The organism is Roseivivax marinus (assembly GCF_900109705.1).
Lineage (GTDB): Bacteria > Pseudomonadota > Alphaproteobacteria > Rhodobacterales > Rhodobacteraceae > Roseivivax > Roseivivax marinus.
Window position 1 is genome coordinate 218,035 of record NZ_FOAI01000007.1, and the last position, 8,181, is coordinate 226,215.

The 8,181-nt window shown below is 68.7% G+C and carries 8 protein-coding genes; 7 read left to right on the plus strand and 1 reads right to left on the minus strand.

What is annotated here, in order from left to right:
* Positions 1-178 precede the first annotated feature (178 nt).
* The 6 genes from BMX29_RS11070 (at position 179) to BMX29_RS11095 (ending at position 5,980) form a co-directional block, all read left to right on the plus strand.
* Positions 179-1,336, plus strand: a complete 1,158-nt coding sequence (locus tag BMX29_RS11070) for an LLM class flavin-dependent oxidoreductase (protein ID WP_092812725.1) — start codon at positions 179-181, stop codon at positions 1,334-1,336.
* Positions 1,333-2,229: an aldo/keto reductase gene (locus BMX29_RS11075; protein WP_175471174.1), complete on the plus strand. Its 897-nt coding sequence runs from the start codon at positions 1,333-1,335 to the stop codon at positions 2,227-2,229. Before BMX29_RS11070 ends, BMX29_RS11075 begins: the two co-directional genes overlap by 4 nt.
* Positions 2,230-2,242: 13 nt before the next feature.
* The gene (locus BMX29_RS11080; RefSeq protein ID WP_092812793.1) at positions 2,243-2,749 is read left to right on the plus strand and encodes a flavin reductase family protein; all 507 of its coding nucleotides are present in this window, start codon (positions 2,243-2,245) and stop codon (positions 2,747-2,749) included.
* A gap of 76 nt (positions 2,750-2,825) precedes the next feature.
* Entirely contained in the window at positions 2,826-3,413 is a 588-nt protein-coding gene (locus BMX29_RS11085) for a TRAP transporter small permease (RefSeq protein WP_092812728.1), read from the plus strand.
* A complete protein-coding gene (locus BMX29_RS11090) occupies positions 3,413-4,888 on the plus strand; it encodes a TRAP transporter large permease (RefSeq protein ID WP_092812730.1) in 1,476 nt (491 codons plus the stop codon). The genes BMX29_RS11085 and BMX29_RS11090 overlap by 1 nt, the downstream gene beginning before the upstream one ends.
* Before the next feature lie 30 nt (positions 4,889-4,918).
* On the plus strand, positions 4,919-5,980 hold the full coding sequence (locus tag BMX29_RS11095; protein ID WP_043845015.1) for a TRAP transporter substrate-binding protein: 1,062 nt from the start codon (positions 4,919-4,921) through the stop codon (positions 5,978-5,980).
* 59 nt (positions 5,981-6,039) lie between these two features.
* Here BMX29_RS11095 and BMX29_RS11100 read toward each other — a convergent pair whose 3' ends face one another.
* Positions 6,040-6,729 (minus strand): DUF1045 domain-containing protein, encoded by a 690-nt coding sequence (locus BMX29_RS11100; protein WP_092812733.1) that lies wholly within the window; start codon positions 6,727-6,729, stop codon positions 6,040-6,042.
* Positions 6,730-6,802: 73 nt separating this feature from the next.
* Between BMX29_RS11100 and BMX29_RS11105 the strand changes: the two genes are divergently transcribed.
* Positions 6,803-7,945: an alpha-D-ribose 1-methylphosphonate 5-triphosphate diphosphatase gene (locus BMX29_RS11105; RefSeq protein WP_092812736.1), complete on the plus strand. Its 1,143-nt coding sequence runs from the start codon at positions 6,803-6,805 to the stop codon at positions 7,943-7,945.
* Positions 7,946-8,181: the final 236 nt, after the last annotated feature.

The following is an 8,181-nucleotide window of genomic DNA, read 5'->3' on the forward strand; positions in this document are numbered from 1 at the left end:
TCGCGGTTCTCGGTTCTTGCCCGTCGGGCGGGCAGGTCGCGGGGCGTTCGGGCCGCCGAACGGCCCGCGCGACCGTGGCGCCGGTCACCGGGGCGAGAGACCCCGAGATTGATGCCCCCCCGCCCCGGTGCTACGCAGACCCATCCCGCGCCGAAGGGCCGCCGCCGAGAGACCCGACATGACGATCGTGCCCGTCACCTCCGCCGACCTCGACGCCGCCGAGGTCTCGTGGTTCGCTGCCCTCTGCTCGGACGACTACCGCTTTCTCGGAGTGCCGGACGGCGATCTCCGCTCAAGCTGGGACCACTGCGCGGGCATCCTGCAGGAGGCCGAGCGGCAAGGCTTCCGCAACATCCTCTGCCCGTCGAGCTATCAGGTCGGACAAGACACGCTGTCCTTCGTCGCGGCCGGGTCGCAGGTCACGTCGGACATCAACATGCTGGCCGCGATCCGCTGCGGAGAAATGCAGCCGATCATGCTGGCGCGCACGGTGGCGACGCTCGACCACATGCTCGAGGGGCGGCTGACGCTCAACGTCATCTCGTCGGACTTCCCCGGAGAGACCGCCGACAGCGCCTTCCGCTACCAGCGCTCGCGCGAGGTCGTGGAGATCCTCAAGCAGGCGTGGACGCGCGACCGGATCGACCACGTCGGCGAGGTCTATGCCTTCGAGGGCGTGCCGACAGAGCCCGCGAAGCCCTACCAGCAGAATGGCGGGCCGCTCCTCTATTTCGGCGGCTACAGCCCGCACGCGCTGGAGCTGTGCGGCCAGCATTGCGACGTCTACCTGATGTGGCCCGAGCCCGAAGAGCAGCTTGCCCAGCGGATGCGCGACGTGAACGCGGTGGCCGAACGGTACGGCCGCACGCTCGATTACGGGCTGCGGGTCCACGTCATCGTGCGCGATACCGAGGCGGAGGCGCGCGAATATGCCGATCACCTCGTCTCGAAGCTCGACGACGAGCTTGGCCAGCTGATCCGCGACCGGGCGCATGACAGCACGTCGCTCGGCGTGTCCCACCAGGCGCGGGCGCGCGAGTTGGCGGACCGGTTCGGCTACGTCGAGCCGCACCTCTGGACCGGGATCGGACGGGCCCGCTCGGGCTGCGGCGCGGCCCTTGTCGGATCGGTGGATCAGGTCATGTCCAAGCTCGAACGATACCGGGAGATGGGCATCCGGTCCTTCATCTTCTCGGGCTATCCGCATCTCGACGAATGCCGCATCTTCGGCCAAATGGTGCTGCCGCACCTGACCACCTGCTCGCTGCCGCATGTCTACGGCCGCGTGCCCGACACCACCCCGGCCACCCCGCTGGGCAAAGGAGAGCGCCGGTGACAGTCAGCCGCGTCAAACTCGCCGACGACCTCGAGTTCAGCCGCATCGTCTACGGCATGTGGCGGCTGTCGGACGTTGCCGACACTTCGCCGGCCCATGTCCGCATCAAGATCGAGGCCTGCCTCGAGCAGGGCATCACCACGATGGACCAGGCCGACATCTACGGCGGATACGCCGCCGAGGAGGTTATGGGCCGGGCGCTTGCGGGGACCGACCTGCGCGAGGGCATCGAGATCGTCACCAAATGCGACATCGTCGCGCCTGTCGGCCGCCACGCGGATGCGAAGGTCAAGCACTACGACACCTCGGCCGCGCATATCGAGGCGTCGGTGGACCACTCGCTGCGCCTGATGGGGATCGAGCGTATCGACCTGCTTTTGATCCACCGGCCCGATCCGCTGATGGACCACCACGAAACCGGCGCCGCACTCGACGGGCTGATCGCTGCCGGAAAGGTCGGGCATGTGGGCGTGTCGAATTTCCGTCCGTGGGACTGGTCGCTTCTTCAGTCGGCGATGAATGCGACGCTCGCGACCAACCAGATCGAGCTGTCCTTGCTGGCGCACGCGGGCTTCAGCAACGGCGACGTGGCCTTTTTGCAGGAGCGGGGCGTGCCGCCGATGGCATGGTCGCCACTGGCCGGGGGCTCTCTCTTCGCCGAAAGCTCGGCCCGGATGCGGACGGCGCTGGACGAGGTCGGACACGCCCACGGGGTCGATGCGTCCGCCGTCGCGATCGCGTGGCTCCTGCGGCATCCGGCCAATATCCTGCCGGTGATGGGCACCAACAACCTCGACCGTATCCGCACGCTGGCAGATGCCGAAAAGGTGGACCTCGACCGCCAGACGTGGTTCCACCTCTACGAACTTGCGCTGGGGCACGAGGTGCCGTGAGATGGACGGGTCGATGAGCATGGAAGAACAGACCTTCGAGCCCGGGCCCGAGACGCAGCGCGCGTTCCGGGATGCCTTGGGCCGCTTTGCCACCGGGGTCACCATCGTGACCACGCAGACGACGGACGGCCCCATCGCGATCACCGCCAACAGCTTCGCCTCGCTGTCGCTGGACCCGCCGCTGGTGCTTTGGTCGCCCGCCAAGGCGTCGAGCCGGTTCGGGCCGTTCACCGAGGCGCGGCACTTCGCGATCCACGTGCTGGCCGCCGACCAGGCGGCCTTGTGCAGCGAGGTGGCCAAGGACGCCCGCCGGTTTAGGCCGGGTGACCTGACCGAGAATGACAAGGGTGTGCCGCTGATCGACGGCGCGCTCGCGCATTTCGAATGCGCGCGAGAGGCGATCCATGACGGCGGCGACCATGTCATCGTCGTCGGACGGGTCGAGCGGGTGCGTCGCCGAGACGGAGAGCCGCTGCTGTTCCTGAATGGGCAATACGGCGAGTTCGCCGCCCGCGGCTGAGCGTCGCTTAGGCCCCCCGCATCAGAGACGGGCCGGAACATCGGCCGCGCGGAGACGGGGCGGAAGGGAGGAGAGGATGGGCGTCGTGCGCGGACTGCTGGTTCCGTTCGGGCTCTGGAACGACTGGGCGCTCGCCGCCGCGCGGGTGATCGCGCTGGCTGCGCTTGGCGCCATGGTCGTGGTGATCCTCACACAGGTCTTTTTCCGTTACGTGCTGAACGACGCGCTTCCCTGGCCGGACGAGGCGGCGCGCTTTCTCATGCTGTGGATGACCGGGCTGGCCGCGCCGACGGCGTTCCGGCACGGCGGCTTCGTCGCCATCGACATGGTTCGGACGCTGCTGCCCGCCACCGTCGCGGGCGTGCTGAACCTGATCCTTCTGGCGATGTCGCTCACGGTGCTTCTGGTCGGCGCGCAGCTTGGCTGGACGCATGTGAACTCGGGCTGGCTCTTCAACTCTTCGTCGCTGCGACTGCCGCTCGACATGGTGGGCGGAGAGCCGGTGCGGATCAAGCTGGCCTGGATGTACCTGTCGCTCTTCACCGGGATGGTCCTGCTGACCGTGGTCAACGTCGAGCTGATCCTGCGCGAGGTCCTGTGTCTTGCCGGTGAGGCCGCCCGCCTGCCGAGCTACGCCCGCTCCGACGTGCCGGAGGCCGAGTGATGCTGCTCTGGTTCCTGCCGGTGTTCCTGTCGCTCCTGCTGATCGGCCTGCCGGTCTTCTTCGCGCTGCTGTTCGCGCCCGGTGCGCTCTTGTGGCTCAACGGGCAGGAGCGCGATCTCGCCCTGCTTTACCGCAACCTTTACAACGGTATGGACAGCTTCCCGCTGATGGCGCTGCCGTTCTTCCTGCTCGCGGGCGAGATCATGAACCGCGGTGGCATCACCGAGCGGCTGGTGGCCTTCGCGCAGGCGTTCATGGGGCACCTGCGCGGCGGCCTGGCGCACGTCAACATCCTGTCGTCGATCCTGTTTGCGGGGCTCTCGGGCTCGGCCGTGGCGGACACCTCGGCGCTGGGCTCGACCCTGATCCCGGCGATGGAGCGGCAGGGCTACGCCCGGCGCTTCGCGGCGGCGATCACGGCGGCCTCGTCTGTCATCGGTCCGATCATCCCGCCCTCGGGCATCATGATCATCTACGCCTACGTCATGGGCCAGTCGGTGGCCGCGCTGTTCCTTGCAGGCATCGTGCCGGGCCTGCTGGTCGGGTTGGGCCTCATGGTGACGGTGCGTCTGCTGGCCGACCGCTACGACCTGCCGCGGGCCGAGCGCATCGTCGAGCGGAACGCGGCCATCGCACCGCTGGAATACTGGGTCAGCTTCGTGCTGCTGCGGCTGAACCTCGCCGGCCTGTTCTACATGCTGACATGGGCACTGCCAGGGGGCTGGGCGGTGGGCGGCTGGGCCGTCTACCTCGCGCTGCTGGTCCCGGCGCATTTCGCTCTGGTCTGGTATCGCGGGCGCTGCACGCCGGACTTCCGCACCGTGTGCAAGAAGGCCGTGGCCCCGATGCAGACGCCGATCATCATCCTCGGCGGCATCCTGATCGGCGTCTTCACCCCGACCGAGGCCGCGGCCATCGCGGTGGCCTACGCGCTGATCGTGTCCTTCGGTGTCCTGCGGGTGATGACGGTCGCGGACCTCGGCGACGTGCTGCGCCGCTCGGCCATCGCCTCGGCCACGGTGCTGCTGCTGGTCGGCGCGGCGGTCGCGTTCAAGACCGTGGTCAGCCTCAGCCACGCGCCCGAGATCCTCGCCGAGTTCATCCTCGGCCTGTCCGAGAACCCGCTGACGCTGCTTTTTCTGATCAACGTGCTGCTGTTCTTCGTGGGCATGTTCCTCGACGCCGGGCCGGCGATCATCATTCTCGGGCCGATCCTCGGTCCTGTCTTCACCGGGCTCGGGGTCGATCCCGTCCACTTCGCCATCATCATGAGCGTGAACCTCACCGTGGGCCTTGCCACGCCGCCCATGGGGCTGGTGCTGTTCGTGGCCTCCAGCGTGTCTGGCGAACGGGTGGAGACCATCTCGAAGGCGATCCTGCCCTTCCTCGCCGTCGAAATCGCGGTAATCTTCCTGATAACCTACGTTCCGGCGATCTCCATGACGATCCCGCGCCTCGCGGGCTTCGCGATCTAGACCATCCAGCATCACAAGGGAGGCTTCGACATGCTGACACGGACCATCGCCGCGCTCGCGGCGGTTGCCACGCTCGCCGGGACCGCGGGCGTCGCGCAGGCGCAGGACTACACGCTCCGCGCCACCGCCAACTCCAACGAGAACGACGAGGACTATGACGGCCTCGTGGTGTTCAAGAACTACGTCGAGCAGGCGTCGAACGGCGCCATCGAGGTCGAGCTCTTCATCGGCACGCAGCTCTGCTCGAACGGGACCGAGTGCCTGCAGGGCGTGGCGGACGGCTCGATCGACATCTTCGTGACGACCTCAGGCGGCGCGGCGGGCATCTTTCCCTACGTGCAGGTGTTCGATCTGCCCTACCTGATGCGCTCGGACCGCGTGGCCGAGGCGGTGCTGACCGACACCGATTTCACCCGGACCCTGCGCGACCTCGCGTTGCGTGATTCCGGCAACGCGATCCGCATCATGACCATCGGCAACACCGGCGGCTGGCGCAATTTCGCCAACACGCAGCGCCCGGTGCAGACGCCCGGCGATCTTGACGGGCTCAAAATCCGCACCGTGGTCGCCGATCTGCCGCAGGAGCTGGTCTCGACCCTAGGCGCGTCGCCCACGCCGATCCCGTGGCCCGAGCTCTTCACCTCGCTCCAGACCGGGGTGGTCGAGGGCTCGAAGAACGGGATCACCGACATCATGAACATGAAGTTTCCCGATGCCGGGCTGAAATACCTGACGCTCGACGGGCACGCCTACATGGCGGCGATCTGGGTGATGAACAACGACACTTTCCTGTCCATGCCCGAGGAGATGCGCCGCGTGGTCGTCAACGGCTTCAAGGAGCTTCAGCAGGCCACCTTCGCCTCGCCCAAGCGCAAGTCGATCTCGGCCTACGAGGAATTCGCGGCCGCCGGCGGGGAGGTCTACGTGCCGTCGCCCGACGAGAAGCAGGCGTTCCAGGACGCGGTGCAGCCGGTCTACGACTGGTTCGGTTCGAATGTCGACGAGGGCGAGCAGGTTCTGCAGTCGCTGCGCGACGCCGTGGCCCAGGTCGAGGAAGACATCGACGCCGACATCGCGGCGGACATCCAGTGATCCGCTGAGGCAATGCAAGATCGGCGGCCGGCCCCGGTTCGGGGGCGGTCGCGGTGCCTTCAGCCGCCCAGCGGATGGCGCTTCAGAAGGTGAAAGCGCCCGTCTGCCGCCTCTCCGAACAGGCAAACCGTACGGATCTCGAAGGCGTCGGGCAGCAGCGGTGCGAGCCACGCGCGCAGCGCGGCCTCGGTCGCGTCGCGCTGCGGGCGCGGCACCGGCCCGGTCAGCGTGACGTGGAAGCGGAATTGCTCCATCACGTAGGGGTAACCCCACTCGGCCAGCAGTGCCTCTTGCCGTTCGGACAGCCCAGCGCCGCGCCGTTTCTCCAGCTCGGCGGTGTCTGGCGGCGCCCGGTGGCCATCCAGATCGGACACCAGCGCGGCGGCGAGTTCCTGCAGGGAGGCGACGTCGCCCGCGGGGCAGAGCGCGAGGAAACCTCCGAGCCGCGTCACCTGCAGCGGGCCCATCTGCACCGGCGATAGCCGCGACGCCAGCCGCGCGAGGTCGGCATCGAGCGCCTCGGCCGAGGTGTCGGGGGCCAGCCGGAACGGCGGCTTCAACGTGCCGTGCAGGCCGTATTTCCGCGGCCGCGCCGTCAGCTCGGCGGCGGACAAGGGCAGGCCGGGCACGTCGGGATGCGCGACGTCGACCCCCGCGGCCGCATCCCAGCCAAGCAGGGACGTGGCGGCGTCGGCCCATGGCGCCGGCTCTGGCGCGTAATAGACGGCATATCGGTTGTGGTCGGGCATTGGGTCTGGCCTATGGTCGGGGACGCGCGGCGCGCCCCGCCGAGTTGAAGCAGCCCCGCGAGGCAAGGACAAGATGACGGACACCCTCCTGACCAACGCCCGGATCGTGCTCGAGACCGAGGTGATCGACGGCACGTTGGTGCTGCGAGACGGGCATATCGCCGCCATCGAGGCCGGGCACACGTCGGCGCCGGGGGCCCTGGATTGCGAGGGCGACCACCTGATTCCCGGCCTGATCGAGCTGCACACCGACAACCTCGAACGCCATATCGAGCCGCGCCCCAAGGTGGACTGGCCGCACCGCACCGCGATCCTCGCCCATGACGGAGAACTGGCGAGCACCGGCATCACCACGGTGTTCGACGCCATGCGGGTGGGCTCGGTGATCTCGAACGGGCGCGATGATTACCGCAAGTACGCCCGGCAGCTGTCGCGGGAGTTGTTCGACCTGCGCGCGACCGGGGTTCTTCGGATCAGCCATTTCCTGCACCTGCGGGCCGAGGTCTGCTCGGAGACGCTGCTGGAGGAACTGGCGGAGTTCGACGCGGATGACCGGGTCGGCATCCTGTCGATCATGGACCACACGCCCGGGCAGCGGCAGTTCCGCGACGTCACCAAGCTGAAGGCCTACGTGCTGGGCAAGCACGGCGGCAACGAGGCCGACTTCGAGGCGCACCTCGCGAACCTGCGCGGGTTGCAGGACCGGTTCGGTGCGGCGCACGAGGCCGGCGCGGTCGAGGCCGCGGGACGCTTGGGCGCGGTGCTTGCCAGCCATGACGACACCACCGCCGAGCAGGTCGCGACCAGTGCCGGCCACGGCGTCCGCATCGCAGAGTTTCCCACCACCGAGGAGGCCGCTCGGGCGTGCCACGGTCACGACATTGCCGTGATGATGGGCGCGCCGAACCTCATCCGGGGCGGCTCCCACTCCGGCAACGTGGCGGCCGAGGCTCTGGCGCGGGCCGACCGGCTCGACATCCTGTCCTCGGACTACATCCCGTCCTCGCTGATGCTCGGCGCGTTCGGGCTTGCGGACCTCTGGGACGACCTGCCGCGCGGCATCCGCACGGTCACGGCGGCACCGGCCGAGTCCACCGGGCTGGCCGACCGCGGTCGTCTCTCCGAGGGGCTGCGCGCGGACATCGTCCGCGTCGGCCGGCTCGACGGCACGCCGGTGGTGCGCGGTGTCTGGAGCCAGGGGCGCCGGGTGGGCTGACCCCGCCGGGCCTACCCGTCCGGGCAGGGCCCGCCCCCTGCGGCTGCGGGCGCTTTCTACTCGGACGGTGCTGGCGGCGCGGATGCGGGCGCGCGAGGATGGCGGCCAGTGACGCGCGGGCCCGGCAGGTCCGCCCGCAGAGGAGGATCCCATGAACGCACCGCACCGCGACGACGGCTTTTTCACCGAGAGCCTTTCGTCCCGCGATCCCGAGCTTTTCGCGGCGATGGAGGGCG

Bases quoted from the DNA above. Each gene is read 5' to 3' on its own strand.
- BMX29_RS11080 (WP_092812793.1), top strand. From the start codon at position 2,243: ATGAGCATGGAAGAACAGACCTTCGAGCCCGGGCCCGAGACGCAGCGC.
- BMX29_RS11100 (WP_092812733.1), bottom strand. From the start codon at position 6,729: ATGCCCGACCACAACCGATATGCCGTCTATTACGCGCCAGAGCCGGCG.
- BMX29_RS11105 (WP_092812736.1), top strand. From the start codon at position 6,803: ATGACGGACACCCTCCTGACCAACGCCCGGATCGTGCTCGAGACCGAG.
- BMX29_RS11090 (WP_092812730.1), top strand. From the start codon at position 3,413: ATGCTGCTCTGGTTCCTGCCGGTGTTCCTGTCGCTCCTGCTGATCGGC.
- BMX29_RS11070 (WP_092812725.1), top strand. From the start codon at position 179: ATGACGATCGTGCCCGTCACCTCCGCCGACCTCGACGCCGCCGAGGTC.
- BMX29_RS11085 (WP_092812728.1), top strand. From the start codon at position 2,826: ATGGGCGTCGTGCGCGGACTGCTGGTTCCGTTCGGGCTCTGGAACGAC.
- BMX29_RS11095 (WP_043845015.1), top strand. From the start codon at position 4,919: ATGCTGACACGGACCATCGCCGCGCTCGCGGCGGTTGCCACGCTCGCC.